The 25,640-nt window shown below is 59.0% G+C and carries 24 protein-coding genes; 10 read left to right on the top strand and 14 right to left on the bottom strand.

All coding sequences use genetic code 11. The annotated features are described in order from the left end of the window. Nucleotides 1-3 precede the first annotated feature (3 nt). The 4 genes from astB to astC are packed head-to-tail and all read right to left on the bottom strand — an operon-like array spanning nt 4 to nt 5,051. Nucleotides 4-1,329, bottom strand: coding sequence for an N-succinylarginine dihydrolase (gene astB, locus ACWKXT_RS02055; RefSeq protein ID WP_454531538.1), 1,326 nt, complete (start codon nt 1,327-1,329; stop codon nt 4-6). Continuing rightward, on the bottom strand, nt 1,316-2,803 hold the full coding sequence (gene astD, locus ACWKXT_RS02050) for a succinylglutamate-semialdehyde dehydrogenase (protein ID WP_454531537.1): 1,488 nt from the start codon (nt 2,801-2,803) through the stop codon (nt 1,316-1,318). Before astD ends, astB begins: the two co-directional genes overlap by 14 nt. Then, nucleotides 2,800-3,834: an arginine N-succinyltransferase gene (astA, locus tag ACWKXT_RS02045; protein WP_454531536.1), complete on the bottom strand. Its 1,035-nt coding sequence runs from the start codon at nt 3,832-3,834 to the stop codon at nt 2,800-2,802. The genes astD and astA overlap by 4 nt, the downstream gene beginning before the upstream one ends. Further along, a complete protein-coding gene (gene astC, locus ACWKXT_RS02040; RefSeq protein WP_119914798.1) occupies nt 3,831-5,051 on the bottom strand; it encodes a succinylornithine/acetylornithine transaminase in 1,221 nt (406 codons plus the stop codon). Before astC ends, astA begins: the two co-directional genes overlap by 4 nt. A 433-nt stretch (nt 5,052-5,484) precedes the next feature. Here astC and xthA point away from each other — a divergent pair, with 433 nt between their 5' ends. The 6 genes from xthA (at nt 5,485) to ACWKXT_RS02010 (ending at nt 11,660) form a co-directional block, all read left to right on the top strand. Further along, nucleotides 5,485-6,291, top strand: a complete 807-nt coding sequence (gene xthA / locus ACWKXT_RS02035) for an exodeoxyribonuclease III (RefSeq protein WP_454531535.1) — start codon at nt 5,485-5,487, stop codon at nt 6,289-6,291. Between the two features lie 6 nt (nt 6,292-6,297). Beyond that, nucleotides 6,298-6,981: a TVP38/TMEM64 family protein gene (locus ACWKXT_RS02030; protein WP_454531534.1), complete on the top strand. Its 684-nt coding sequence runs from the start codon at nt 6,298-6,300 to the stop codon at nt 6,979-6,981. Between the two features lie 15 nt (nt 6,982-6,996). Next, on the top strand, nt 6,997-8,157 hold the full coding sequence (locus ACWKXT_RS02025; RefSeq protein WP_454531896.1) for an ABC transporter substrate-binding protein: 1,161 nt from the start codon (nt 6,997-6,999) through the stop codon (nt 8,155-8,157). Then, nucleotides 8,130-9,659, top strand: coding sequence for a thiamine ABC transporter permease (locus ACWKXT_RS02020; protein WP_454531533.1), 1,530 nt, complete (start codon nt 8,130-8,132; stop codon nt 9,657-9,659). Before ACWKXT_RS02025 ends, ACWKXT_RS02020 begins: the two co-directional genes overlap by 28 nt. Next, the gene (locus ACWKXT_RS02015; protein WP_454531532.1) at nt 9,659-10,279 is read left to right on the top strand and encodes an ATP-binding cassette domain-containing protein; all 621 of its coding nucleotides are present in this window, start codon (nt 9,659-9,661) and stop codon (nt 10,277-10,279) included. The genes ACWKXT_RS02020 and ACWKXT_RS02015 overlap by 1 nt, the downstream gene beginning before the upstream one ends. A gap of 73 nt (nt 10,280-10,352) precedes the next feature. Next, nucleotides 10,353-11,660, top strand: a complete 1,308-nt coding sequence (locus tag ACWKXT_RS02010; protein ID WP_454531531.1) for a sulfurtransferase — start codon at nt 10,353-10,355, stop codon at nt 11,658-11,660. Here ACWKXT_RS02010 and ACWKXT_RS02005 read toward each other — a convergent pair. Then, entirely contained in the window at nt 11,657-12,274 is a 618-nt protein-coding gene (locus ACWKXT_RS02005; protein ID WP_454531530.1) for a CDP-alcohol phosphatidyltransferase family protein, read from the bottom strand. The two genes, ACWKXT_RS02010 and ACWKXT_RS02005, sit on opposite strands and share 4 nt — an antisense overlap. Continuing rightward, nucleotides 12,267-12,836, bottom strand: a complete 570-nt coding sequence (locus tag ACWKXT_RS02000; RefSeq protein ID WP_454531529.1) for a carboxymuconolactone decarboxylase family protein — start codon at nt 12,834-12,836, stop codon at nt 12,267-12,269. The genes ACWKXT_RS02005 and ACWKXT_RS02000 overlap by 8 nt, the downstream gene beginning before the upstream one ends. A gap of 75 nt (nt 12,837-12,911) precedes the next feature. Here ACWKXT_RS02000 and ACWKXT_RS01995 point away from each other — a divergent pair, with 75 nt between their 5' ends. Then, on the top strand, nt 12,912-13,328 hold the full coding sequence (locus ACWKXT_RS01995) for a pyrimidine (deoxy)nucleoside triphosphate diphosphatase (protein WP_454531528.1): 417 nt from the start codon (nt 12,912-12,914) through the stop codon (nt 13,326-13,328). Here ACWKXT_RS01995 and ACWKXT_RS01990 read toward each other — a convergent pair. Next, nucleotides 13,288-13,560, bottom strand: a complete 273-nt coding sequence (locus ACWKXT_RS01990; RefSeq protein WP_454527115.1) for a YnjH family protein — start codon at nt 13,558-13,560, stop codon at nt 13,288-13,290. The two genes, ACWKXT_RS01995 and ACWKXT_RS01990, sit on opposite strands and share 41 nt — an antisense overlap. 227 nt (nt 13,561-13,787) lie before the next feature. Between ACWKXT_RS01990 and gdhA the strand changes: the two genes are divergently transcribed. Then, nucleotides 13,788-15,131, top strand: coding sequence for an NADP-specific glutamate dehydrogenase (gene gdhA / locus ACWKXT_RS01985; RefSeq protein ID WP_454527116.1), 1,344 nt, complete (start codon nt 13,788-13,790; stop codon nt 15,129-15,131). Between the two features lie 31 nt (nt 15,132-15,162). On the opposite strand, the gene ACWKXT_RS01980 is transcribed toward gdhA, so the two are convergent. The 6 genes from ACWKXT_RS01980 to ACWKXT_RS01955 are packed head-to-tail and all read right to left on the bottom strand — an operon-like array spanning nt 15,163 to nt 20,899. Then, complete coding sequence (locus tag ACWKXT_RS01980; RefSeq protein WP_454527117.1) at nt 15,163-15,423, bottom strand: DUF202 domain-containing protein; 261 nt, start codon at nt 15,421-15,423, stop codon at nt 15,163-15,165. Next, nucleotides 15,420-15,815, bottom strand: coding sequence for a YidH family protein (locus tag ACWKXT_RS01975; RefSeq protein ID WP_454531527.1), 396 nt, complete (start codon nt 15,813-15,815; stop codon nt 15,420-15,422). Before ACWKXT_RS01975 ends, ACWKXT_RS01980 begins: the two co-directional genes overlap by 4 nt. After that, the gene (locus ACWKXT_RS01970; protein ID WP_454531526.1) at nt 15,796-16,680 is read right to left on the bottom strand and encodes a MurR/RpiR family transcriptional regulator; all 885 of its coding nucleotides are present in this window, start codon (nt 16,678-16,680) and stop codon (nt 15,796-15,798) included. Before ACWKXT_RS01970 ends, ACWKXT_RS01975 begins: the two co-directional genes overlap by 20 nt. A 56-nt stretch (nt 16,681-16,736) precedes the next feature. After that, a complete protein-coding gene (locus ACWKXT_RS01965) occupies nt 16,737-17,594 on the bottom strand; it encodes an aldose epimerase family protein (protein WP_454531525.1) in 858 nt (285 codons plus the stop codon). Between the two features lie 4 nt (nt 17,595-17,598). After that, complete coding sequence (locus tag ACWKXT_RS01960; protein ID WP_454531524.1) at nt 17,599-19,347, bottom strand: sulfatase; 1,749 nt, start codon at nt 19,345-19,347, stop codon at nt 17,599-17,601. A 13-nt stretch (nt 19,348-19,360) separates the two neighbouring features. Then, complete coding sequence (locus tag ACWKXT_RS01955) at nt 19,361-20,899, bottom strand: PTS transporter subunit EIIC (protein WP_454531523.1); 1,539 nt, start codon at nt 20,897-20,899, stop codon at nt 19,361-19,363. A 151-nt stretch (nt 20,900-21,050) separates the two neighbouring features. Between ACWKXT_RS01955 and ACWKXT_RS01950 the strand changes: the two genes are divergently transcribed. Together ACWKXT_RS01950 and pbp4b are read left to right on the top strand one after the other, a co-directional pair. Next, complete coding sequence (locus tag ACWKXT_RS01950) at nt 21,051-22,265, top strand: anaerobic sulfatase maturase (RefSeq protein WP_454531522.1); 1,215 nt, start codon at nt 21,051-21,053, stop codon at nt 22,263-22,265. Nucleotides 22,266-22,380: 115 nt separating this feature from the next. Next, nucleotides 22,381-23,682, top strand: a complete 1,302-nt coding sequence (pbp4b, locus tag ACWKXT_RS01945) for a penicillin binding protein PBP4B (RefSeq protein ID WP_454531895.1) — start codon at nt 22,381-22,383, stop codon at nt 23,680-23,682. A 33-nt stretch (nt 23,683-23,715) separates the two neighbouring features. Here pbp4b and ACWKXT_RS01940 read toward each other — a convergent pair whose 3' ends face one another. Further along, the gene (locus ACWKXT_RS01940) at nt 23,716-25,638 is read right to left on the bottom strand and encodes a DNA topoisomerase III (RefSeq protein ID WP_454531521.1); all 1,923 of its coding nucleotides are present in this window, start codon (nt 25,636-25,638) and stop codon (nt 23,716-23,718) included. Nucleotides 25,639-25,640 lie beyond the last annotated feature (2 nt).

The following is a 25,640-nucleotide window of genomic DNA, read 5'->3' as shown; positions in this document are numbered from 1 at the left end:
CCTTTAGCGCTGGAACGGGTAAACCGATCCCAGTTGCAGGATTGTCGATAACGCGTCCAGCGCCTCGCGTCCTTCACGCAGAAGCTGCGGGTCAACCAGATCCGCCTGCGTTAGCCGGTCGCGATAGTAGCGATCCACCCAATCGTTCAGGGTGTTAAACAGCGTCTCATTCATCATCACTGCCGGATTAACGGCCTGCATTTCGTCTGGCGTAAGTACCACGCGCAGGCGCAGACAGGCTGGTCCACCGCCGTTGGCCATGCTTTCACGCAGGTCAAACACGCGCAGTTCGTCAATCGGATTATCCGCCTTCACCAGCTCCGTCAGATAGCGCCACACGCCCTTATGATCCCGGGACTCCTGCGGCAGGACCAGCATCATGCTGCCGTCATCGCGGCTGAGCAATTGGCTGTTGAACAGATAGGTTTCTACCGCGTCCTGCACGCTCACCGCCTCCGTGGGCACCTGGATTGGCGTGAAGCCGTGCACGCGCTCATGCAGCGTGGCGAGCAGCTTCTCCTGATGAGCAAATGCCTGCTCGTGGCAGAACAGCACCTGGCGGTTGGAGACGGCAATCACGTCGTTATGGAACACGCCCTGGTCGATCACGTGCGGGTTCTGCTGGGCAAATATCACCTGTGACGGATTGACCTGGTTGAGGCGCGCAACCGCCTGGCTGGCCGCCAGCGTCTGACGCGCAGGATAACGGGTTGGCGCGGTGTGGCCTCCCTCTTCCCGTCCGTAGATAAACAGCTGCACGGCAGGATCGCCGTAATCGCCACCCAGTCGGTTATGGTTGGCCGCGCCTTCGTCGCCAAACATCGCCACCTGCGGCAGGGCCTGATGCACCTCGAAATGGTCGTCATGGTTGAAAATGGCGCGCAGCACGCGCTCGGTGGTCTCCGCTTCGGTGGCGCGGTGGAATTTGTTATTCAGGTTCGCCACCGTCAGATGGACTTTACCATCCAGCGTGTCGGCTGACGGCGCGACGGTCGCGGCGTTTGCCACCCACATAGAGGAGGCGGAGCTTGCGGCGGAGAGCAGGTGGGGCGTCTGCGTACCCGCTTTTTCAACCACCTGCTCATCGCTGCCGGTGAAACCGAGCTGACGTAATACCGCCACGTTCGGGCGTTCCTGCGGCGGGATCACCGCCTGCGGGAAACCGGCATCCGCCAGCGCCTTCATTTTTAGCAGCCCCTGCTTCGCCGCCAGCTTCGGGTTAGAGACCTGAAAGCGGTGCCTGGTCGAGGCTTCATTACCAAAGGAGAGACCGGCATAGTGGTGAGTCAGCCCCACCAGCCCGTCAAAGTTGACTTCACGCGCTTTCATGGCCTTCTCCCTTCGTAAAATCGAGCCCCGGATTAAGCGTCTCCGGCAGCGTCAGCGCCGGGGTTTCCAGGCTCGCCATCGGCCACGCGCAGTAATCGGCGGCATACCAGGCGCTGGCGCGATGGTTGCCCGACGCGCCCACGCCACCGAACGGCGCGGTGCTCGCGGCCCCGGTCAGCGGTTTATTCCAGTTCACAATCCCGGCGCGCGCTTCCAGCAGCAGTTGATCAAACTTCTCGCGATGAGGTGAAATCAGCCCGCTCGACAGGCCATAGCGGGTGTTATTCGCCATCGCAATGGCCGCATCAAAATCGTCGTAACGCCAGACGCACAGCAGCGGGCCAAAGACCTCTTCATCCGGCACGTTGCTCGCGCCGCTCATCTCAATAATGCCCGGCGTCAGCAGCGAGGTACCTGGCTGAACCTGCTTCGGCTCCAGCAGGGTTTTCGCGCCGCGCGCGACGTGGTCCTGCCAGGCTTTCAGCACGTTCAACGCGGCCTGTTCGGAAATCAGCCCGCCGATAAAAGGCTGCGGGTCGGCATCCCACGCGCCAGGCGCCAGACGCGCGCTCACCTCTACCAGACGCTTCAGGAAGGTATCCCCCTGCGCGCCACGCTTGACCAGCAGGCGGCGGGCGCAGGTGCAGCGCTGTCCGGCGGTAATAAAGGCGGACTGAATCGTCAGGTGGACCGCGGCGTCGATATCATCAGGATCTTCGACAATCAGCGGGTTGTTGCCGCCCATCTCCAGTGCCAGAATTTTCTCCGGCTGCCCTGCCAACTGGCGGTGCAGCTGATAGCCCGTTCCGGCGCTGCCGGTGAACAGCAGGCCGTCGATGTCGTTCAGCGCGCTCAGCGCCTGACCGGTTTCCCGTCCGCCCTGCACCAGGTTCAGCACGCCCGGCGGCAAACCGGCCTGTTCCCACAGTTTGACCACCGCCTCGCCGGTGAATGGCGTGAGCTCGCTCGGTTTGAAAATAACGCTATTGCCCGCCAGCAGCGCAGGCACAATGTGGCCATTCGGCAGGTGTCCCGGGAAGTTATACGGGCCAAACACCGCCAGCACGCCGTGCGGGCGGTGGCGCAGCGTGGCCGCGCCGTCCGGCATCTCGGTATGCTGTTCGCCGGTGCGGGTGTGGTACGCCTTAACCGAAATAGCGATCTTATTGATCATCGCTGTCACTTCGGTGGCCGCTTCCCAGCGCGGCTTGCTGGTTTCAGACGCGATGATGCGCGTCAGTTCGGCCTTATTCGCCTCCAGCAGTCCGGCAAATTTTTCAACAATCGCCTGGCGCTCGGCGAAAGGCCGTTTTGCCCATGCCGGAAACGCGCGGCGCGCGGCATGGCAGGCCAGATCTACCTGCGTGATACTGGCGTCATTTCCCTTCCACAGCACCTCTTTACCAACCGGATTGGTTTTTACGCGCTCTTCGCCTTCGCCCGTTACCCAGTCACCGTTAATCCATAATGTCATGCTGTTTTCTCCTCAGGGCAGAGACGCACCAGGCGAACCGTATCGCCGGCGTTACATTTCAGGGCATCCAGTTCTGCAGCCGTCAGCACCAGACGTTCACATTTCGGGTTGGTTCGCACCAGCATGGCGCGGAAGTTGGCGTAATTTTCGTTTGCCACCAGACAGGCGGGCCAGTCACCTGGCGCGGGCTGACCTTCAGCGACCTCAACCAGTCGGCTTTTACGGATTGCGCGCACGCGGTCGATATCGCATTCAAGCGTTGGCCCGCCGTCAAAGATGTCGACATAGTTCCGGTAGCGGAAGCCCTCTTTCTCCAGCACCGCGCGGGCGGGCGCCGTTTGCGGATGGACTTCACCGATCACCGCCTGCGCCTCCGGACTGAGGAAATGGGTATAGATAGGATGTTTAGGCATCAGTTCGGCGATAAACGCTTTCTGACCGGTGCCGCAGAGATAGTCCGCCCGGCTGAACTCCATTGAGAAGAAGCGCTCGCCCAGGCTCTCCCAGAACGGCGAGTAGCCTTTGTCGTCGATCACGCCGCGCATCTCTGCCACCACTTTTTCGTTAAAGCGATCGCGGAAGGCGGCCATAAACATAAAGCGCGATTTGGAGAGCAGATAGCCGTTGCCCTCTTTGCGCCACGCCGGGTCGAGGAACAGCGTGCAGAGCTCGCTGGCGCCCGTGTGGTCATTACAGAGAAATAGCGTGGGCAGCGCGTTATAGACGTTCAGCTCTTTCGAGGCGTGAACCATGGTGCCGACACGGTAGTTGTACCACGGGTCGTTAAGACCGACGGCCACTTCGATGGCGCAGATCCCGGCCACGGTTCCCGTGTCGGTGTCTTCCAGCACGAACACGTAACCCTGTTCGCTTTTTGGCAACGTCCCCTGCCAGGTTTGCAGGGCGCGCTCAATGCGCGCCGACAGCGTTTTTTCATCGGCAGGAAGCGAGGTCAGTCCGCCTCCCGTCTTACCGGCAAGCTGCATGAGCCCGGCGATATCGCCGCGATCAACGGGACGGATGACCATCATGATGACACCCCGGATTTCACCTTCTCACACGCCAGCGCAAAACGGTCCAGACCGGTTTGCACCTCTTCCTCGCTGACGATCAGCGCAGGCGCAAAACGCACCACGTTGGCACCGGCAATCAGCACCATCACGCCTGCTTTTGCCCCTTCCTGCGAAATAAGTTTAGCTTTTCCGGCAAACTCAGCGGTGAGTTCACAGCCGATCAACAGCCCCAGGCCGCGAATTTCTTTAAACAGGCCAAGCTTGCCGTTGATGGCGTTCAGGCGCTCAACGAACCAGTCGTGACGCTGCTTAACGCCCTTCAGCACCTCAGGGGTGTTAATGATGTCGAGAACCTGCCCGGCGACGGCGGTGGCCAGCGGGTTGCCGCCGTAGGTGGTGCCGTGGGTGCCGACGGTCATCACGCTGGCAAATTTATCGGTGGTCAGCATCGCCCCGATCGGGAAGCCGCCGCCCAAAGCTTTCGCGGTGGAGAGCACGTCCGGCGTGACGCCGTAGTGCATATAGGCATACAGCTCGCCAGTGCGGCCCACGCCGGTCTGCACTTCATCGAAAATCAGGACCGCGTCGTGACGATCGCACAGCTCGCGCAGCCCCTGCAGGAAAGCTTTTTGCGCCGGAAGCACGCCGCCCTCGCCCTGCATCGGCTCGACGATCACCGCGCAGGTGGTGTCGTTAATCAGCTCGCTGGCGGACTGCAGATCGTTATAGATGCCGTGGCGAATATCCGGCGGCAGCGGGGCGAAATCCTGCGAATAAGAGGGTTGACCGCCCGCGCTCACGGTAAAGAGCGTGCGCCCGTGGAAGGCATTTTTAAACGCCACAATCCCGCTCTTGTGCGTACCAAACTTGTCGTGGGCATATTTGCGCGCCAGCTTCAGCGCCGCTTCGTTGGCTTCCGCGCCGGAGTTACAGAAAAAGACTTTTTCGGCAAAGGTCGCATCGATCAGCTTTTTCGCCAGGCGCAGCGCGGGCTCGTTGGTAAAGCCGTTGCCGGTATGCCAGAACTTCGCTGCCTGGTCGTTCAGCGCCTGACGCAGCGCAGGGTGCGCATGGCCCAGCGCGTTGACCGCAATCCCCCCGGCAAAATCGATATACTCTTTACCCTGCTGATCCCACAGGCGCGAGCCTTCCCCACGAACCGGAATAAAAGCCGCCGGAGCGTAAACCGGCATCATCCATTCATCGAAATTTTCACGCGTAATTGACAGAGACATAGCGACCTCATCCGGTAAATAAAAAGTTATTTGAATGTTAAATAATTGAGTGTTTGCACTGTGAATGTAGATTGCAGCCTTCGTGCCAGCCAGCGATAAAAATGCATAAACGGGTTGAGGTAACAGAATATCAATAGGTTACGATATGGAGTTATTCACTGTTAGTGCATAAAAAGTGAATATTTTTACGACAAGCGGCGCTTTGCCGCATGAAAATCAGAAAGAGTATGCACAGGCCAAATATAATTCTGGAATTGTGATCGCTCGCGAAATTTATCGGCCATTTACGCCCGGTTATAGGGCGAAGCGCGTCAGAATGGTGCAAATATTGCACCACCGGCATTATCTGTCGCAGTTATTGGTCGAACCCGGTAACAGTTGACGCAAATTCTGCTACCATCCATGCACTATTCACCTTGCACTGGCAGCGACTATGAAATTTGTCTCTTTTAATATCAACGGCCTGCGCGCCCGCCCTCATCAGCTTGAAGCCATTGTTGAGCAACATCAGCCAGATGTGATCGGCCTGCAGGAGACCAAGGTTCACGACGACATGTTCCCCCTCGAAGAGGTGGCGAAACTCGGTTACAACGTCTTCTATCATGGGCAGAAAGGCCATTACGGCGTTGCGCTGTTGACCAAAGATACGCCGGTCTCCGTGCGTCGCGGCTTCCCCGGCGACGGTGAAGAGGCGCAGCGTCGCATCATCATGGCGGAAGTCCCTTCTCCGCTCGGGAATATTACGGTCATTAACGGCTATTTCCCGCAGGGTGAGAGCCGCGATCACGAGACAAAATTCCCGGCCAAAGCGAAGTTTTACCAGGATTTGCAGAACTACCTGACGACCGAACTGAAAAAAGAGAACCCGGTGCTGATCATGGGTGACATGAACATCAGCCCGACGGATCTGGATATCGGCATCGGCGAAGAGAACCGCAAGCGCTGGCTGCGCACCGGAAAATGTTCTTTCCTGCCGGAGGAGCGCGAGTGGATGGAGCGCCTGCTTGGCTGGGGCCTCGTGGATACTTTCCGTAATGCCAACCCGGAAACGCAGGACCGCTTCTCCTGGTTTGACTACCGCTCTAAGGGCTTTGACGACAACCGCGGCCTGCGTATCGATCTGCTGCTGGCCAGTTCGCCGCTGGCAGAGCGCTGCATCGAAACCGGGATCGACTACGATATCCGCAGCATGGAAAAACCGTCTGACCACGCGCCGGTGTGGGCTAAATTCAAGCTGTAATGACGCGTGAACATGCGAAAAACACTCTTCCTGTGCGCCCTTCTGGGCGCATTTATTTTGACGTATTTCTTTCTTCCGCCCGGCACGCTCTCTCTGGCCGGAATTAAAACGCATCAGCAGGCATTACTTTCCCATGTTGAACACGCGCCGCTACCGAGCGCGCTGATCTTTTTTGCGCTTTACGTGGCGGTTTCCGCCCTGTCGATCCCCGGTGCGGCGATCCTGACCCTGCTGGGCGGAGCGCTTTTTCCCCTTTGGGAAGGCACCATGCTGGTCTCATTTGCCTCCACGCTCGGGGCCACGCTGGCCATGCTCGCCAGCCGGTATCTGCTGCGCGACTGGGTTCAGCGGCGGTTTGCCCGACAGATGGCAACGGTGAATGCGGGCATGACGCGCGACGGCGCAGGCTATCTTTTTGCCCTGCGCCTGATGCCGCTGTTCCCGTTTTTCCTGGTGAATTTACTGATGGGACTGACCCGCATCACGGTACGGCGCTACTGGTGGGTCAGCCAGGTCGCCATGCTGCCCGCCACGGTTATCTTTCTCAACGCCGGGCGCGAGCTAGGGAAAGTGACCTCGCTGCGCGATATTTTGTCGCCGGGGATCGTATTCGCCTTTACACTACTGGGGTTATTACCGCTGGCCACGCGCTGGCTCTTCTCCCGTTACACCTCTTTGTTTAAAAAGTGAGGCATTATGCGCCGTGTGCGTTTTTGCGCGTTCCTGACCGGTCTGCTGCTGGCAGCCCCTCTCTGTGCCGCCGAAAGCTGGCAGGCTATCCAACAGCAGGCCAGCGGCCAGACCGTCTGGTTTAACGCCTGGGGCGGCGATCCGGCGGTTAACCGCTACCTTGAGTGGGTCAGCGGTGAGATGCAAACGCACTATGCCATTACCCTAAAAATCGTCCCGCTGGCGGATGCCGCCGATGCGGTAAAACGTATTCAGACGGAAGCTGCCGCAGGGCGAAAGACCAACGGCTCAGTCGACCTGCTGTGGGTGAACGGCGAAAACTTCCGCACGCTAAAAGAGGCGAACCTGCTGCAAAGCGGATGGGCGCAGACGCTGCCCAACTGGCGCTATGTCGATACCCGTAAACCCGTCACGGAAGATTTTGCGATTCCCACAGACGGGGCGGAATCGCCGTGGGGCGGCGCGCAGCTGACCTTTATCGCCCGCAAAGCCAGCATGCCGACGCCGCCGAAAGATCCTCAGGCGCTGCTGGCGTACGCGCAGCAGCACCCGGGCAAGGTGAGCTATCCTCGTCCACCCGATTTCACCGGCACGGCATTTCTCGAGCAGCTGCTTCTGACGCTCACCGAACGCCCTGAGGCGTTACAAAAAGCGCCCGATGCAACGTTTGATCAGGTTACGGCGCCGCTCTGGGCCTACCTCGATAAGCTGCACCCACTGCTGTGGCGCGAAGGGAAAGACTTCCCTCCCTCCCCTGCGCGGATGGATGCCCTGCTCGCCAGCGGCAGTCTGAACCTGTCGCTGACCTTCAACCCGGCGCATGCGCAGCAAAAAGTCGCCCGCGGTGAACTGCCCGCCGACAGCTACAGCTTTGGTTTCCACGGCGGAACAATTGGCAACGTTCATTTTGTGGCCATTCCGGCCAATGCCAGCGCGAGCGCAGGTGCGAAAGTGGTCGCCAATTTCCTGCTGTCGCCGCAGGCGCAGATCCGTAAAGCCGATCCGGCCGTCTGGGGAGACCCGAGCGTGCTGGATGCGAAAACGCTGCCCGAAGGTGACGCGAAGCAGCTGCAGGCCCACACACCTCAGGGGCTGCCAAAGGTGCTCCCGGAGCCGCAGTCCGCGTGGGTGAACGCGCTGGAGCAGGAATGGCTGCGTCGTTACGGCACCCGTTAAGCTGGCTTGTCTGGCTGGCGATGGCGGCTATCTATCTGCCGATCCTGCCCGCCGGCGCCATGCTGTTCGCGCCGGCGTTTTCCATGACGAACTGGCAGCTGCTGCTGAACGATCCGCAGCTGCCGCAGGCTGCCATCGCTACGCTGGTCTCAACGCTTATCGCCACGCTGGGGGCATTATTTATCGCCCTTTTCCTCGTGGCACTTTTCTGGCCCGGCAAACGCTGGCGGCGCCTCAGCACGCGCCTGCCGTGGCTGCTGGCCGTCCCTCACGTGGCCTTCGCCACCAGCGCGTTACTGCTGTTTGCCGAGGGCGGGCTGTTTTATCAGATCTGCACCGTCTGTTCGCCGCCGTTTGACCGCTACGGCGCCGGGCTGGGCCTGACGCTCGCGGTTAAAGAGAGCGCGTTCGTGCTGTGGGCCATTTACGCCGTGCTGCCGGAAAAACGGCTCGCGCAGCAGAAAATCGTCATGCAGACCTTCGGCTACGGGCGTTTACAGACGCTAAGCTGGCTGATCCTGCCAGCGATTGCGCCTGTCCTCGGCGCGGTGATGCTGGCGGTGCTGGCGTGGTCGCTGTCGGTGGTGGACGTAGCGATCGTTCTCGGGCCCGGCAATCCGCCCACGCTGGCCGTACTGGCCTGGCAGTGGCTGAGCCAGGGCGACGCACAGCAGCAGGCAAAAGGGATGCTGCTGTGCCTGATTCTCCTTCTGATGCTGGCCGTGCTTGCCGTGCTGGGGTACTGTCTGTGGAAGGTCTGGCGTCGCGGGATTCCGGACCAGACAGGTACGCGCCGCAGGTCGCATCTCGTGCTGCCTGAACGCGCGTTCAGCGGATTTCTGCCCGCATGCGGCATCCTGTGCGCCGCAGTTCTGCTCATGCTGGCGCAGCGGGACGACGTGGGTCCCGTGGATACCAGCCTCTCCTTTGGTCTGCTTTCGAGCCTGATCGCGCTGGTTGTCAGCGTTCTCTGGCTGGAATGGGGGCCGCAGAGAAACGCAGCGTGGGTGTGGCTACCGCTCGCCCTTCCGGCCCTGCCGCTCGTTACCGGCCAGTATACGATTGCGCTGCATCTGGGGCTCGACGGGCATTATGCCGCCGTGCTCTGGAGCCATCTGCTGTGGGTGTTGCCCTGGATGCTGCTGGTGCTGCAACCCGCCTGGCGGCGGATCGATCCCCGGCTTATCCTTACCGCCAGAACGCTCGGCTGGCGACGGGCTAAAATTTTCTGCCTGCTGAAATGCCCTCTGCTGGTACGCCCTGCGCTGCTGGCCTTTGCCACCGGATTTTCCGTCAGCATGGCGCAATACATGCCGACGCTCTGGCTGGGCGCGGGGCGTTTCGCCACGCTGACTACCGAGACCGTCGCGCTCAGCAGCGGGGGAAGCATTCCGGTTCTCGCAAACCGGGCGCTGGGCTTACTGCTGGTCACGGGCGTCGTATTCGGCCTTGCCGCCCTGTTATCCCGGCTCGCGAGCCGCTACCGTCAAGGATTACGTTAATGCTGAAGGTAAGCAACCTCACCATTGAACCGCTTTTCCGCGAGGTCAATTTTTGCGTACCCCGCGGGGAGATCGTCACCCTGATGGGGCCGTCCGGCAGCGGCAAATCGACCCTTTTTGCCTGGATGATCGGTGCGCTGTCAGACGATTTTCAGGCGCGGGGCGAACTGTGGCTCGACGCACGTCGCTGCGACGGCCTTCCCGTTGAATCCCGCGGGCTGGGCATTCTCTTTCAGGACGCCCTGCTGTTTGACCCGTTCACCGTCGGGCAAAATTTACTGCTGGCGTTACCTGAGCGGATCGCTGGGCGCGCGCGACGGGAAGCGGTCGAGCAGGCGCTGGATTCCGCCGGGCTGAGCGGACATTACGCGAGCGATCCGGTCACCCTTTCCGGCGGAGAGCGTGCCCGCGTAAGCCTGCTGCGCGCCCTGCTTGCCGAACCGCAGGCGCTGCTGCTGGACGAACCCTTCAGCCGCCTCGATAAAACGTTGCGCACGACGTTTCGGACATGGGTATTTGACACCCTCCGCGCGCGCAATATCCCGGTGGTGCTGGTCACTCATGACGAAGAGGATATTCCGCCCGGCGGCGAGGTGATTGAGATTTCTCGCTGGCAATAATGTGCTAACGCAATGTTTTCCGTTTCGGGAGAGACGACAATGCCCCCCTCTTTTACTGACGTCAGGTTATTCGATGAAACGTGTTTCTCAACTGACCGCGCTGGCCCTGCTCTGCGGCCTCGCTTCCTTTTCCTCTCTGGCGGCTGATATGGCCAACGCGATGACGCTGTCTCAGCTTCAGGCTCAGCACGGCACGCCTGTCGACACCCGCCCCAGCGCGTTCTACAACGGCTGGCCGCAAACGCTCAGCGGCCCCTCGGGGCACGAACCCGCCGCGCTCAACCTGGCTGCCGCCTGGCTTGATGCAATGAACGACGAGCAGATTGTGCTCTGGGCCAGACAGCATCATCTTACGCCTGCGACGTCCATCGCGCTGTACGGTGACGAGAAGGATAACCAGACGGTGAAAGCCCGCCTGGAGAAAGCTGGATTCCGGCATGTTTCGTTTCTCAGCGATGCCCTGCAGACGCCGGAGCGCCTTCAGCGCCTGGCGCACTTTGAACAGCTGGTCTACCCGCAGTGGATCCACCGGCTCCAGCAGGGCAAACCGATCGCTGCCGCACCGGCGGGCGACTGGAAAGTGATTGAAGCTGCCTGGGGCGCACCGAAGTATTACCTGCTGAACCACATTCCCGGCGCGGGCTATATCGATACCAACGAGGTGGAAAGCGAGCCGCTGTGGAATAAGGTCTCCGACGACAAGCTAAAAGCGATGCTGGCGAAGCACGGGATCCGCCATGACACCACCGTCATTCTGTATGGGCGCGACGTTTACGCCGCCGCGCGCGTGGCGCAGATTATGCTCTACGCGGGGGTAAAGGATGTCCGTATTCTTGACGGCGGCTGGAAGGCATGGTCTGCAGCCAACCTGCCGGTTGAACGCGGTATGCCCGGGGAGGTGAAACCTGCCCCTGATTTTGGCGCGCCGATCCCCGGCCAGCCGCAGCTGATGGTGGATATGGAGCAGGCACGCGGGATGCTGCACCGCCAGGATGCCTCTCTGGTCAGCATTCGTTCGTGGCCGGAGTTTATCGGCGAAACCAGCGGCTATAGCTATATCAAGCCAAAAGGTGAAATAGCCGGTGCCCGCTGGGGTCACGCGGGGAGCGACGCCACGCACATGGAAGACTTCCATAACCCGGATGGCACCATGCGCAGCGCTGATGACATCGCCGCCCAGTGGAAAAACTGGAAGATCCTGCCGGAACAGCAGGTCGCGTTTTACTGCGGTACCGGCTGGCGGGCGTCCGAAGCCTTTATGTACGCCAGGGCGATGGGCTGGAAGCACGTCGCCGTCTATGACGGCGGCTGGTACGAATGGAGCAGCCACCCGCAGAACCCGGTATCAACCGGCGAGCGCGGGCCTGAAAGCGCTCTCTAAGGGGTGAGTGACTTCAGCGTCACGTAACCGCTCCAGACGCGCGTTGTGGTGGTCAGCCAGCACAGCGCGCCGAATACCCATGCGAACAACGTAAAGTGCGCCGGAAACAGGCAGCACAGCACGAACAGGGCGATGGTCTCCGTCCCTTCCGTTAGCCCGCCGATGTAGTAAAACGACTTATGCGCATAGCCGGGATTATCGATATCGTGCTTCGCCGCCAGCGCCGCAAACGCCAGAAAACTGCTGCCGGTGCCGATAAACGCGAATAACAGCCAGGCGGCGGCCAGAGCATTCCCGGCCGGTGCCGCCAGCGCAAAGCCAAACGGCACCAGGGCATAGAACAGAAAATCGAGGGCGATATCGAGAAACCCTCCCGCATCCGTCAGCCCTCTCCGGCGCGCCAGCGCGCCGTCCAGCCCATCCAGCAGGCGGTTCAGTACGATGGTGACCAGCGCCGCAGGGTACCATCCAAGCGCCAGAAACGGCAGCGCCAGCAGGCCGATAGCAAACCCGGTCAGGGTTAATCCGTCGGGCGTCACGCCCGGCTTGTCCAGCACGGAAGCCAGACGATTCAGGGCGGGCTTTACCCGCGGGTGCAGGTGACGGTCAAGCATCAGGCTTCCCTTTAAACGTGGCGCACAGCCCCTGCGCCGGAATATCGAGGGCGGCGTTAAAGCGGGCAGAGAGATTCTGAAAGGCAATAAGCGCCGTCATTTCGGTAATAGCGTCGTCAGTAAAGTGGTGCTTCAGTTGTACTTTGACGGCGTCGTTCACCCGGGGCGGCGTGGCGGTGACCGCCTCCGCATAGGCCAGCGCCGCGCGCTCCTGTTCGCTGAACACGTCAGAATCAGGCCAGTCGCTCACGGCCAGAACTTTGTCCAGCGCGCCGCTACGCTCGGCCAGCCGCAGGCTGTTGGCGTCAATACAGAAAGCACAGTGGCACAGCTGCGATACCCGCGTCATAAGCAGTGAGCGCAGCACGGGCGTCAGGCGCGCTTTTCTCCGTTCCAGAAAACCCACGAACAAGGCGACCAGCCAGAACAGACGCGGCATGCGTCCCCACCAGCGCGTGGGGTTAAGCACCGCGCCGAAGTGTTTTTGCTGCATGGCGGCAATGGGTTTAACGCTTGCCGGAAGGGTTGAGATGGGATCTACCCAGGTGGATGTCTCTTTCACCTGATTCTCCTGATGACTGGACTCTTTGAAAGGGCACGATAATATGGCGTTTTTCGCTATCAAGTATTGACGACCATGCTAAAAACAGTCGATGTCGTTGCGGCCATCATCGAAAAAGACGGCAACATTTTACTGGCGCAGCGCCCTGCTCACGCCGACCAGCCGGGTATGTGGGAATTTGCAGGCGGGAAAGTCGAAGCTGGCGAAACTCAGCCAGAGGCGCTTATCCGCGAGCTGCGCGAAGAGTTGGGTATTGAGGCTCAGCCTGCGCAATACGTGGCAAGCCACCAGCGGGAAGTCTCGCAGCGGTTGATCAACCTGCACGCCTGGCACGTTCCGACCTTTTGCGGAGAGCTCACGGCGCACTACCACAGCGCGCTGGCCTGGTGTACGCCGCAAGAGGCGTTTAACTACGCGTTAGCCCCGGCGGACATTCCGCTGCTGGAGGCGTTTATTCTTTTACGCGACGCCAGACCAGCGGATTCGTGCTGATGGTACGCGCATCCCGCTGGCACTGTAGCAGCACGCCATCTGCTTTCACAACGGCCCCTTCTGAATAGTTTTGATCCTGATAGATGCAGCACTGGTTACACGGCTGCGCGCGCTGGCCGCTGGAGCTAAACACCTCCGGCGGCACATTCACTTCCACATCCGGGCGAATGCGGTCAGCCTGCGCGCCTGCGGTCAACATCAACAATAACGCGGCCATCACGTAACGGTTCATAGACTTCTCTTCCTGTTATGTCCTGATAATGACTATAACGGTAAATCGGACAGAATCTTTAATTTCACACGCCATCGCTTTTTGTTATGACTCAGCCCGCGTCATGAATTTCCTTTTGAGCATGAATTTCTGCTTGCTTCACAAAGCGGTACGGGTGGTATAGTCAAAAAAACAACACAAATCGCATAAGTCATAATCAGAAATTATTATAAGAGGTTCTTATATCTATGGATCAGACACGCTCTCTGGAAAGTTTCCTTGCCCACGTTCAGCAGCGCGACCCGCACCAAAGCGAGTTTGCGCAGGCCGTTCGTGAAGTGATGACCACCCTGTGGCCATTCCTTGAAGAAAACCCGCGCTATCGTCAACTGTCGCTGCTGGAACGCCTGGTTGAGCCAGAACGCGTGATCCAGTTCCGCGTAACGTGGGTGGATGACCGCAACCAGGTGCAGGTTAACCGCGCGTGGCGCGTGCAGTTTAACTCGGCCATTGGCCCGTTTAAGGGCGGCATGCGTTTTCATCCATCCGTGAACCTGTCGATTTTGAAATTCCTCGGCTTCGAGCAGACCTTTAAAAACGCCCTCACCACGCTCCCTATGGGCGGCGGTAAAGGCGGTAGTGATTTCGACCCGAAAGGCAAAAGCGAAGGCGAAGTGATGCGTTTCTGTCAGGCGCTGATGACTGAGCTCTATCGCCATCTTGGTCCGGACACCGACGTACCGGCGGGAGATATCGGCGTGGGCGCCCGCGAAGTGGGCTTTATGGCCGGAATGATGAAAAAGCTCTCCAACAACAGCGCCTGCGTCTTTACCGGCAAAGGATTATCCTTTGGCGGGAGCCTGATCCGCCCGGAAGCGACAGGCTACGGCCTGGTTTACTTCACTGAAGCGATGCTCAAGCGCCACGGCTTAGGTTTTGAAGGGATGCGCGTGGCGGTGTCCGGCTCCGGTAACGTGGCGCAGTACGCTATCGAAAAAGCGATGCAGTTTGGTGCCCGCGTGGTGACGGCCTCGGACTCTAAAGGCACGGTGGTGGATGAAGCGGGCTTTACGGCGGAGAAACTGGCGCGCCTGTGCGAAATCAAAGCCAGCCGTGACGGCCGTCTTGCGGATTATGCCGCGGAATTTGGTCTGACGTATCTGGAAGGCAAACAGCCGTGGGGCGTGCCGGTGGATATCGCCCTGCCGTGCGCCACGCAAAACGAACTGGACGTGGAGGCCGCACGTACGTTGATTAGCAACGGCGTGAAAGCGGTAGCGGAAGGCGCGAATATGCCGACCACCATCGAAGCGACCGATCTTTTCCTTGAAGCGGGCGTGCTGTTTGCGCCGGGCAAGGCCGCAAACGCGGGTGGCGTGGCGACGTCCGGTCTGGAGATGGCGCAAAATGCCGCGCGTCTCGGCTGGAAGGCAGAGAAAGTGGACGCGCGCCTGCACCACATCATGCTGGATATTCACCATGCCTGCGTCGAGTACGGCGGTGAGGCGTCGCAAACCAACTACGTGCGCGGGGCGAATATCGCCGGGTTCGTGAAGGTGGCGGATGCGATGATGGGTCAGGGTGTGATTTAGCCAGTATTTGCCCGGCGCTGTTGCCGCCGGGCTATAAGCGCAACAGCGTGCCCGCCAGCAGCAGTGCGCCACTCCCGGCAACCAGCAATGAAACCACGCGGTGCCTGCGCATTATGCCGCACAACATCCCCAGCCCCACGCTCAATAAAAATAACGCACTCACCGCGTGCAGCGGTTCGCCGACGTGCAGCCAGAGACGCAGACAGAGCAGTCCCGGCACCAGCGCCGCCCATCCTGTGCGACGCCAGGCCAGCAGCGTCCGTTCAGTCTGTAGCCCCGGATCGCGGCTCACTGCCCCCCCTGCCACAGCAGAACCGCGAGCAACAGCGCCAGCAGCATGATAAACCCGCCCAGCAGGAATAAACCGCGTGTATACGGCAGGTCGCTCCCCAGACGCATCGCGTATTCATTGTGACGCCAGCGACGCCAGGCGATGACCCCCATCGCTGATGCCGCGCTCAGCAGCAGCGCAGACAGCGTTGTACGGAGCCCTACGGAGGAGAGCTGAGGTGAAAATTGTTCAATACCTACCGCCCCGGCCATCAGCGCCAGTGCGGTGCGGATCCACGCCAGAAAAGTACGCTCATTAGCCAGCGTAAAGCGGTAGTCCGGCGTTTTACCGGCCAGCCACCATTTTCCCCGCGGACATGGAGGAAAAGAGGCATTATTCTCCTGAAGACTCACGTTTGATTCTTTCCTTAATCAACAGTTCTTTGATGGAAAGCCCGGTCGAGGCGCTGTCGCGCAGGTTGTGTCGGGTGATTTCCGTACAAAGGAATTCGATGATAAACAGCTGTGAGACCCGCGTGGCGATAGAGTCGCCCTGATACGGCCCCGCGCTGCCGCAGGTCAGCAGCCAGGTATCGGCTAGCTCGGTCAGCGGCGACTGATGGCTATGGGTAATAGCAAGGCAGTGTGCCCCTGCCTTGCGCGCCAGTCGAAAAGCGTTGACCACCTCCGGCGTCTCGCCCGAGTGTGAAAAGGCCACGACCAGATCGTCCGTCTTCAGGTTGGCGAGTTTCAGGGTCATCGTGAAACGGTCGGTGTAGGCTTCCGAGTCGATCCCCAGACGGTTCATTTTATCCCTGGCCTCCATCGCCGACAGGCCCGATGCGCCAAACCCGACAAACAGCACCCGGCGGGCCGTCAGGAAACGGTCCACCACAGGATGCACCACCTTCATGTCCAGCAGGCCGATGGTCTCCTTTACCGTCGTCTCCAGCGTCAGCGCGATTTTCTGCGCCACCTCGTTACGTGAATCGTCCAGGAAGATGTCCGGCGAAACGGGCAGCGCCTGCTCGCTCTCTGCAAGCAGTTCGCGCTTCAGTGCCGCTTTCAGATCCAGCAGACCGCCATAGCCAATCTTTTTACAAAAGCGCACGATGGTGGCTTCGCTGACCCGCATCGCCTCTGCCAGCCGACTTACCGGCATCTGCGCGACCTGCGCAGGCTGCTCCAGAATAAACCCGGCGATATGACGATCGGTCTCACTTAAGCCGCCCAAAATATTGCTGATGTAGACCCGCACGTTTTCCCGATTCACGCTCATGGCGACGTTTCGCTCCCTTTGCGATAAAGACTGCCCGTATTCTGGCAATCCCCCGCTCATGCGTCCACCGCAAAGCGTAGACGGGCGGTAAAAGTCTGGCTTTCTCCTGCGGCCAGTTGCCGCATCCCGCGCTTATTCGTGCTCTGCCCGTCTGCATCCGGGGCATCGGTCGTGCCTGCCAGCGGCTCTATGCACAACAAATCGGCTCCCGGCACGCCCCACAGCGCCAGCCAGGGTTGTTCGCCTGTTTCAAGCGTCAATGCAAGCGTGCCGTCGGGGTCGCGAACGTGGATCGTTCTGTGCTGACCGTCGCCGAAATAGACCGCACCCGCCGCGAAACAGGTACTCGTCAGCGCAAAGCGCGTGACGTCCTGCCGTTGCCCGTCTGTTTCAAGGGTGCGTTCCCGGGTGAAAAAGGGGCCGCTCACCGCCGGGCTAAATTCAACCCACCAGCCGGAGCGAGTGGAGATGGGCAGGGCAAAGCCCGGATGCCAGCCAGCCGAGAAAGGCAACGCCCGGCTGTCGTCGTTGATGACCGTCTGCCGGAACACCAGATCAGAAGCGTCGAGGGCTATCTCCAGCCGTACCCGCCAGCGGCGCGGCCACCGTTTTATCGTCTGCGACGTGGCGCAGGCTTCCAGCGTCAACGTATCCGGCGTCTGGGCAACACAGCCAAAAATGTGTTCGCGTAAAAAGCCATGTGCGGGCAGCGGCCAGAACTGCTCGTCGAGCCACAGTCCGTTATGTATCAGTCGACCCACAACCGGAAACAATTGCGTTGCCGTATGGTTCCAGACCGCCGCGTCCGGTTGCCATAACCGTTCCCTGCCCGCCAGTTTATCCCAGAGACTGACCAGTTCACCGCCTGTCGCTTGTACCGTCGCCTTAATGCGTTCATTTTCCAGTATCCACATGTTGTTATTCCGTTCTCAACAGCAGACGGGCCTGGTAGACCAATGCCCGGTGCGCGTCACCGCTAAAAAAGGCGTCAATCAGGGCAAAGATGTCGGCGTCGCGGATTTTCCCCCCAGCGGGCAGCCGGGCCAACAGCTCGTCGCGATCATACCCCTGCGCCTGCCCTGCGCGGAGAACAAAGCGCAGCGCCTCCTCCACACCGTGATGATCGCAATCGGCCAGAACGTCCAGCCGCGCCCAGCGTTCGGCGAAGGCCGCCTCGCGCGTTTCGCCGATCGCGTCCAGCTCAAAACGGGCATACAACTCCCGAGGCGCGTCGTGCGCCTGCATCATCGAGCGCATCGCCTGCGCGTAGTGCAACGTCTTTTCGCCACTCGCCAGCGGAACCGTCTGGCCGGGATCGGATCGCAGATCAAACAGCTTATCGCCAAAGCGCCACGGGTTGAGATACCCGAACGTGGCCGGGATCTGCATCACCTGCGCCCCCTGGGTAAAATCGAACCCCGGATGAAGAGTGATAGTGTGCAGTTCACTGACGTTAAACATGCTGTCGATGCGCGTTGGCATCAATGTGTATTCGTACAGGCTGTCGTTGCCCTCTTCCCGTGGACAGCGCATATAGATGTAATCGCCGTCGGTAATATTGATGTGCCCCCCGAAGTAACCGAACAGCGCGTAGTTACGCACCGGAATGTCATGCGCCACCGCATCGCCCAGCGGGCGGCCGGTCATCGTTGCCGGGCGCGGTAGATTAAAATAGTCGAGCAGCGTGGCGGGAATATCGACGGTTTGCGCCAGCGCCTGCCGCCGCACTCCGTACGCGCGACTACGCGGATCGCGGATGAAAAATGGCGTATTCGCGATTTCGTTATAGACCGGCATAATATTTTTGCCCCACCACTGGTGCTCGCCGAGCAGGAAACCGTGATCGGTGCAGACAATAAAGAGCGTGTCATCCCACAGGTTCAGCGCCTTCAGTTTATCCATCACCTGGCCGAGATAGTCGTCACACAGGGTGATCAGCGCCTGGTAAAATTTACGCACCTTATCGTCGTTCTCTCCGCCCGGCGCGCCGCAGTAATACGGCACCCAGCCGTCGAATTCATCGGCAGTGCAGCCATACTGCGCGAGGTATTTTTCCGGCACAAAGAAGGGCTCATGGGGATCAAAACATTCGATCTGCAGAAACCAGTTATCCTGGTGCTGATTGGTTTCAAGGAAGTCCATTCCCGCCTGAATGGTACGATGCGTATAGTGGTCTTCCTGGCCAGGCATCGCGGCGCGGTTGATCAGATCCTGAGTCATCCGTCCGCTGCGTCTGCGCTGCGTCTCTTCATCCTCCAGCCCCTGCCAGACGATCGCCGGTTTCTCCACCTGACCTTTCCAGCGGTCCCCTTCCTGGCCGCGAATAAACTCAAAGGTGGAGTAGCGGGTATGATACGTGGCCCCGCCGTCTCGCCAGTAGTGCTTGTGGTCAGTCACCAGATGAGTATGGATCCCCGCCTCGCGCAGCGCCTGAAAGGTGGAGAAGTCGAACGGCTCCAGCGGCCCCCAGCTACGATGCAAAAAGTTATAGCGTCCCGTATGCAGCTCCCGGCGGGCGGGCATGCAGGGCATGCTGCCGACATAGAAGCGATCGAACTGCGCAGACGCCTGCGCCAGCCGGGTAAAGTTAGGCGTAATCGCGTCACCGCCGTAGGGGGCAAGGTGGTTACGGGTGAGTGTATCGAACATCAGCATGACTGCTTTCATAAGACGTCTCTTTTTATGAACCGATAAATTCTTCAACTTCGTTCTTGATTAAGGTGACATGCGGCCCGTACACCACCTGCACCCCTTCGCCGCGAATAAAGGCGCCGCGGCTGCCGAGCCGTTTAAAATCGTCGATCAACACAGCGTGCGCATTTTTCACCGTGACGCGCAGGCGGGTGGCGCAGCAGTCCACATCGATAATGTTGTCGCGCCCGCCCAGAGCCAGCACGATACCGGCGGCGCGTTCGCTGCCTGCAAGGACGGTATCCTTAGTCTCCTCTTCCTCAGTCTCGCGGCCGGGTGTTTTCAACTGTCGCCACTGGATCAGGAAACGGAAAGAGAAGTAATACAGACAGAACATCACCGCACCGAGCGGCAGCATCAGCAGCCAGTTGGTTTTGGCATTGCCCTGAAGCACACCAAACAGCAGAAAATCGATGAGTCCACCTGAGAAAGTCTGTCCGACGGTGATCTGTAAAACGTGAGTCAACATAAAGGCCACGCCGGTCAGCACGATATGGACCCCGTAAAGCAGCGGCGCGCAGAACATAAACGCGAACTCCAGCGGCTCGGTGATGCCGGTGGCGAAGGCCGTGAGCGCAGCGGAGAGCATCAGGCTGGCGACCTTTTTACGGTTTTCTGGCCGCGAAGCGTGGTAGATCGCCAACGCTGCCCCCGGCAGGCCGAACATGAAGTCGGCGAAGCGCCCCGCCATAAAACGCGATACGCCGATGTAGTACTGCGTTACGGAGGGATCGGCCAGTTGGGCAAAGAAGATTTTCTGTGTCCCCTGAACCACCTGGCCGTTAACCACTGCCTCGCCGCCGACGCTGGTCAGCCAGAACGGCAGATAAAACAGGTGGTGCAGACCGAGTGGGATTAGGCATTTCAGGATCATCCCGTAGAACAGTGTCCCCACGTAGCCGGTTTGTTCCACCAGCCCACCAAGGTGGCTAATGCCCGCCTGAATATGCGGCCAGACAAAGAACAGCGCCACGCCGAGAAAGATCGCGAAAAACGAACTGACGATGGGCACAAAACGCGAGCCGCTAAAAAAGGCCAACAGGTTTGGCAGTTCCGTTTTACCGAAGCGTTTTTGCACCCAATACGCCAACAGGCCACTCATGATGCCGCCCATCACGCCGGTTTGCAGGCTGACGATCCCCATCACGTTTGCCTGCCCGGCAGCGGCCAGATTGTCTGACGCCAGCGTGCCGGAAAGCAGCAGCAACGCGTTAATTGCCTTGTTCATGACGATATAACACAGCACCGCGGCCAGCCCGGCAGTGCCTTTGTCGCTACGCGCCATCCCGACGGCGATACCTACCGCAAACAGCAGTGAAAGGTTATCGAACACCACGCTGCCGCAGAGTTTCATCACCGTGAATATGGCCTGAAGAAGCGCGTTATCCAGAACCGGATACGTGGCAAGCGTAACCGGATTGGTAAGGACGCCGCCAAACCCGAGCAGCAGCCCGGCGGCGGGCAGTACGGCGATTGGCAACATGAACGACTTACCCAGATTTTGTGCTCCTGCAAACAATTTGCTCATAAAAGCCCCTGATATTGGCGTAATGAAGTTTATATTTCATTTTATATGTGTTTATATGAAATCTATATTTCGATCGTTTTTTTATAAAGTCAAAACGCAGTGATAAAAAAGTGAGCAGTATCACCCTTTTCAGGAAGGCTAAGGAGCCAGCATGAACCGTCCCTTTCATCTGATGGCCAAACCGGTCAGCTATCAGTGCAACATCGCCTGCGATTACTGCTTCTATCTGGAGAAAGAGCACGGCACGCTTAAGCCCCGCCGACCCGCACGCCATATGGATGACGCGACGCTGGAGGCGTATGTGCGTCAGTACATTGCCGCCAACCCCGGACCGGAGGTTGAATTCACCTGGCAAGGCGGTGAGCCAACCCTGGCCGGTATCGCTTTTTATGAGCAGGCGCTGCGGCTACAGCAAAAATACGCCGCCGGTAAGCGCATCACGAACAGCATTCAGACCAACGGGGTACTCATCGACGAAGCATGGGCCACGTTCCTCGCCGCAAACCATTTCCTGGTGGGACTTTCGATTGATGGCCCCGCCTGGCTGCACGATCGCTACCGCAAAACCCTCAGCCAGCGTTCGGTGTTTGATCGGGTAGTCCGCGCCATGTCGCTGTTACAACACCACGGTGTCGACGTGAACGTTTTAACCGTTGTGAACAACGTGACGGCTGCACATCCGCAGGAGATTTATCGTTTTCTCACCAACGAGCTGGGGGCCCGGTTTGTGCAGTTTATTCCCGCCGTTGAGCAACGGCCGCTGGCGGAAAAATACGGCGAGCTGCTTTATCCGCAGTCCCTTGCCGGAGGCGCGGTCACCGAATGGTCGGTTTCCGGAGAAGAGTGGGGAAAATTTATCAACGGCGTTTTCGACCTGTGGGTACGGCACGATGTGGGTCGGGTTTACGTCCAGCTGTTTGACAGCGCGCTGGCGGCATGGCTGGGAGAGCCCCCTTCATTATGCGTGATGCAATCTTCCTGCGGGTTTGGGCTGGTGGTGGAGCAAAACGGCGACGTCTACAGTTGCGATCATTATGTCTACCCAGAGCACCGGCTGGGCAATCTGCGACGGGACAGCCTGGCAAAAATGGCGAACGGCAAACAGCAGCGAAAGTTTGGCCTGGCGAAAACGGCGGTATCCGCAGAGTGTATGCGCTGCGACTGGCGCTTCGCCTGCCACGGCGGCTGCCCCAAACACCGTATCCATAAGAGCGGACAACGCTGGCACAACCATCTTTGCGCCGGTTATAAAGCCATGTTCAGCCATATGGATCCGTATATGCGTTTTATGGCGCAGCAGATCCGGGTGCGACAACCGCCTGCAAAGGTCATGGAAGTGGCAGGGATTATTGCCGGGCGGCAATAGTGTCAACAACACCATTGCTGTTTTCGTGGAGATGATCCCTTTTTCCTCGTGAAGCAGGTTTATTATTACCGACGTTTTGGGTGCAAGAATATCGTCTTACATTGAGGGATCGATGATGAAACTGTGTGCGATGTTTGCTTCTTTGATTGCGTTATCCGCATCAGCGTTTGCGGCGGATTATCCGGTGTTAACCCCTGCACAACCGGAAACCGTGGGCTTTAATGTTAAAAAATTAAACAGTATGGATCGCTGGATCCAGCAGCAAGTTGACGCTGGCTACCCCGGGATGAATGTGCTGGTGATAAAAGATAACCACATTGTATTTCAGAAAGCCTGGGGCTACGCCAAAAAATATGACGGCTCGCATTTAGCCAGTAAACCTGTCATGACCACCACGGACACGCTGTACGATCTGGCTTCCAATACCAAAATGTATGCAACAAACTTTGCGCTACAGAAGCTGGTCTACGAAAGAAAAATAAACGTGACCGACCTTGTCGCGAAATATATTCCAGGGTTTAGGGATAACCCCACGGATAAAATTAAGGGGAAAGATGCCCTGCGTATTATTGATATTTTGCATCATACCGCTGGCTTCCCGGCCGATCCGCAATACCCCAACAAGCGCGTTGCAGGCGATCTCTACTCTCAGGATAAAAAAACCACGCTGGAGATGATTAAACGAACGCCACTTGATTATCCGCCCGGTTCAAAACATGTCTATAGCGACGTCGATTACATGATCCTCGGGTTTATTATTGAGTCCGTCACCGCAATGCCGCTTGATGTGTACGTTGAGAAACAGATTTACCAGCCTCTCGGCCTGAAGCACACGGTGTTTAATCCACTGTTAAAAGGGTTTAAGCAGCAGCAGATTGCCGCAACGGAACTCAACGGTAACACCCGCGACGGCGCAGTCAGTTTCCCCCATATTCGCACCACCACACTCTGGGGAGAGGTACATGATGAAAAAGCCTGGTATTCCATGGGCGGCGTTTCCGGTCACGCCGGGTTGTTCTCCAACACGCAGGATATTGCCGTTCTGATGCAGACCATGCTGAACGGGGGACATTATGGCAACGTAACGTTATTTGATCAGAACACAGTAGATGAGTTTACCCGTAGCTCGGCAGCAGACGTCACCTTTGGGCTGGGCTGGCGGGTGAACGGTAATTCATCTATGACGCCTACCTTTGGCGTTTTGGCGAGCCCGCAGACCTATGGTCACACGGGCTGGACCGGCACGCTCACCGCCATTGATCCCGTAAAACATATGGCGATTGTCATTCTGGGCAACCGACCGCACTCGCCCGTCGCTGACCCTAAAATAAATCCGAATGTTTTTGTCAGCGGGACCTTGCCTGCGGCGACATACGGATGGATTGTCGATCAGATCTATGGCGCGCTGAATGAGTAAACGCCACCTTTCTTGCCGGGTGGCGACTACGGTTTAAGAGGTTGGATCTTTGGCTGCGCTTTTCTTCTTTTTGAACGGTTTCTTCGCCCCGCCGCCCGGGGCGACCATTCCCCGGAACCGCTTCACCGGCGTGCTGCGCGCCTGATCGATCAGCTGATAAAGCGTCCCGACCAGCGGCTGCATAAAGTCCTGATAGCGGCACTGCTTTTCGCTGATCTGCGTCAGCACCGATTCCCAGTGCGCGGTCATGTCCGGCCTCGCGGCCAGCTCCGGCAGCGAATGAATTAACGCCCGGCCCGGTTCTGTTGAATGGATGTAACGTCCCTTTTTCTCCAGGAAACCGCGCTTAAAGAGCAGTTCGATGATCCCCGCGCGGGTCGCTTCCGTGCCCAGACCGTCGGTGGCGCGCAGGATCTTCTTCAGATCTTTATCCTGCACAAAGCGGGCGATGCCGGTCATGGCCGACAGCAGCGTCGCGTCGGTGAAATGGCGCGGCGGCTGGGTCTGACGTTCAACCACTTCGCCCTTCTCGCACAGCAGTTCATCATCTTTCGCCACCACCGGCAGCGGCGTGCCGTCGTTCTCTTCGTCGCGCTCTTTATTACCGAGCAGCGTACGCCAGCCCGCTTCCGCGAGGAAACGCGCTTTAGCAACAAACTTGCCTTTGGCGATCTCAAGCTCAATGACGCACTTGCGGAACACTGCGTCCGGGCAGAACTGCATCAGATACTGACGGGCGATCAGGTTATAGACCTTCGCTTCGTTGTCGGTCAGGTTGACGCTGCTGGCGCGTGCCGTCGGAATAATTGCGTGGTGGGCATCGACTTTTTTGTCGTCCCAGCAGCGGTTATGGGTATCCGGGTTAACAACGGACTGAGGAAGCAGATCCGGCGCGTGGACGCTAATAGCGTTCATCACCGAATGGCGACCCGCAAAGTGCTCTTCCGGCAGATAGCGGCTATCTGAACGCGGATAGGTGATCAGCTTGTGGGTTTCGTAAAGCTTCTGGCAGATATCCAGCACGTTCTGCGCGCTCAAGCCAAACTTTTTTGCCGCCTCAATCTGTAGTGCAGAAAGCGAAAACGGCAGCGGCGCGGGTTCTGATTCCCGTTTATCGTTATAGCTGGTGACGATAGCGGGCTGGCCGGTGATACGGTTAACCACGTGATCGGCCAGCGGACGATGGAGCAGACGCCCCTCTTCATCCTGGTACGACTCGCAGGCGTCGCTCGGCTGCCAGACGGCCGTGAAGCGCTCGTCTTTAGGGGTGACGATATGCGCTTTCACTTCAAAGAAATCTTTGGCGACGAAGTTCTCAATCTCTTCATCACGGCGTACCACCAGCCCCAGCACCGGCGTCTGCACGCGGCCCACGGAGAGTACGCCCTGGTAGCCCGCATTGCGCCCAAGAATGGTGTAGGCGCGGGTCATGTTGATGCCGTACAGCCAGTCGGCGCGGGCGCGCGCTAAAGCCGAGACGCACAGCGGAATAAACTCACTATTGGAACGCAGGCGCGAGATCGCGCGCTCAACGGCCTGCGGGTTGAGGTCGTTGATCAGGCAGCGCTGCACCTGCTGGCGCTTTTCTGGCGCCAGTTCCAGATAGTCCAGCACTTCATCCACCAGCAGCTGTCCTTCCCTGTCCGGGTCACCCGCGTGGACCACTTCTGTCGCCTCGTGCAGAAAACGCTTAATAACGTTGAGCTGTTTGGTGACGGAAGGACGTGGCTGAAGACGCCACTTTTCCGGCACAATCGGCAGATCGTTGAGGTTCCAGCGGGCGTAGCGGCTGTCGTAGACGTCCGGCTGCGCCTGCTCCAGGAGGTGGCCGATACACCAGGTGACCACCTGCCCGTTACCGCATTCGATAAAGCCATCGCCTTTGCGATGCGGTTTAGGCAGCACGTCGGCGATGGCACGGGCCAGACTCGGCTTTTCGGCAATAAACAACCGCATCG

It is taken from the genome of Enterobacter sp. UPMP701 (genome assembly GCF_053709515.1).
The sequence above is the reverse complement of the archived record's forward strand: the minus strand, read 5'-3'. Positions and strand labels throughout refer to the sequence as shown.

What these genes read in the sequence shown, in the direction of transcription:
- astB (WP_454531538.1), bottom strand. Translation starts at nt 1,329, where the DNA reads ATGAAAGCGCGTGAAGTCAACTTTGACGGGCTGGTGGGGCTGACTCAC.
- astD (WP_454531537.1), bottom strand. Translation starts at nt 2,803, where the DNA reads ATGACATTATGGATTAACGGTGACTGGGTAACGGGCGAAGGCGAAGAG.
- astA (WP_454531536.1), bottom strand. Translation starts at nt 3,834, where the DNA reads ATGATGGTCATCCGTCCCGTTGATCGCGGCGATATCGCCGGGCTCATG.
- astC (WP_119914798.1), bottom strand. Translation starts at nt 5,051, where the DNA reads ATGTCTCTGTCAATTACGCGTGAAAATTTCGATGAATGGATGATGCCG.
- xthA (WP_454531535.1), top strand. Translation starts at nt 5,485, where the DNA reads ATGAAATTTGTCTCTTTTAATATCAACGGCCTGCGCGCCCGCCCTCAT.
- ACWKXT_RS02020 (WP_454531533.1), top strand. Translation starts at nt 8,130, where the DNA reads ATGGCTGCGTCGTTACGGCACCCGTTAAGCTGGCTTGTCTGGCTGGCG.
- ACWKXT_RS02015 (WP_454531532.1), top strand. Translation starts at nt 9,659, where the DNA reads ATGCTGAAGGTAAGCAACCTCACCATTGAACCGCTTTTCCGCGAGGTC.
- ACWKXT_RS02010 (WP_454531531.1), top strand. Translation starts at nt 10,353, where the DNA reads ATGAAACGTGTTTCTCAACTGACCGCGCTGGCCCTGCTCTGCGGCCTC.
- ACWKXT_RS02005 (WP_454531530.1), bottom strand. Translation starts at nt 12,274, where the DNA reads ATGCTTGACCGTCACCTGCACCCGCGGGTAAAGCCCGCCCTGAATCGT.
- ACWKXT_RS01995 (WP_454531528.1), top strand. Translation starts at nt 12,912, where the DNA reads ATGCTAAAAACAGTCGATGTCGTTGCGGCCATCATCGAAAAAGACGGC.
- ACWKXT_RS01990 (WP_454527115.1), bottom strand. Translation starts at nt 13,560, where the DNA reads ATGAACCGTTACGTGATGGCCGCGTTATTGTTGATGTTGACCGCAGGC.
- gdhA (WP_454527116.1), top strand. Translation starts at nt 13,788, where the DNA reads ATGGATCAGACACGCTCTCTGGAAAGTTTCCTTGCCCACGTTCAGCAG.
- ACWKXT_RS01970 (WP_454531526.1), bottom strand. Translation starts at nt 16,680, where the DNA reads ATGAGCGTGAATCGGGAAAACGTGCGGGTCTACATCAGCAATATTTTG.
- ACWKXT_RS01965 (WP_454531525.1), bottom strand. Translation starts at nt 17,594, where the DNA reads ATGTGGATACTGGAAAATGAACGCATTAAGGCGACGGTACAAGCGACA.
- ACWKXT_RS01960 (WP_454531524.1), bottom strand. Translation starts at nt 19,347, where the DNA reads ATGAAAGCAGTCATGCTGATGTTCGATACACTCACCCGTAACCACCTT.
- ACWKXT_RS01955 (WP_454531523.1), bottom strand. Translation starts at nt 20,899, where the DNA reads ATGAGCAAATTGTTTGCAGGAGCACAAAATCTGGGTAAGTCGTTCATG.
- ACWKXT_RS01950 (WP_454531522.1), top strand. Translation starts at nt 21,051, where the DNA reads ATGAACCGTCCCTTTCATCTGATGGCCAAACCGGTCAGCTATCAGTGC.
- pbp4b (WP_454531895.1), top strand. Translation starts at nt 22,381, where the DNA reads ATGAAACTGTGTGCGATGTTTGCTTCTTTGATTGCGTTATCCGCATCA.
- ACWKXT_RS01940 (WP_454531521.1), bottom strand. Translation starts at nt 25,638, where the DNA reads ATGCGGTTGTTTATTGCCGAAAAGCCGAGTCTGGCCCGTGCCATCGCC.